General features: G+C 49.6%; 1 rRNA gene. It reads right to left on the bottom strand.

Features of this window, described 5'->3' with window-relative positions:
• Positions 1-535, bottom strand: a 16S ribosomal RNA gene (locus IEY67_RS25085); the annotation flags it as partial.
• Positions 536-583 lie beyond the last annotated feature (48 nt).

Here is a 583-nt window from a genome sequence, read left to right as displayed (position 1 = left end):
CCGTATTACCGCGGCTGCTGGCACGGAGTTAGCCGATCCTTATTCATAGGGTACATACAAAACAGGACACGTCCTGCACTTTATTCCCCTATAAAAGAAGTTTACGAACCATAGATCCTTCATCCTTCACGCGACTTGGCTGGTTCAGGCTCTCGCCCATTGACCAATATTCCTCACTGCTGCCTCCCGTAGGAGTCTGGTCCGTGTCTCAGTACCAGTGTGGGGGACCTTCCTCTCAGAACCCCTATCCATCGTAGACTTGGTGAGCCGTTACCTCACCAACTATCTAATGGAACGCATGCCCATCTATCAGCGATAAATCTTTAACAAATATTCCCAGGCGGGACCCCTGTTTTATGCGGTATTAGTCCGACTTTCGCCGGGTTATTCCCCTCTGATAGGTAGGTTGCATACGCGTTACTCACCCGTGCGCCGGTCGCCAGCGGAGTATTGCTACTCCCTGCTGCCCCTCGACTTGCATGTGTTAAGCCTGTCGCTAGCGTTCATCCTGAGCCAGGATCAAACTCTTCGTTGTTTAAATTGTTTTATTTTCTTGCTCAGAATCCGTTATTTATTCTCAAGT

The organism is Parabacteroides faecis (genome assembly GCF_014647375.1).
Classification (GTDB): Bacteria; Bacteroidota; Bacteroidia; order Bacteroidales; family Tannerellaceae; genus Parabacteroides; species Parabacteroides faecis.
The sequence above is the reverse complement of the archived record's forward strand: the minus strand, read 5'-3'. Positions and strand labels throughout refer to the sequence as shown.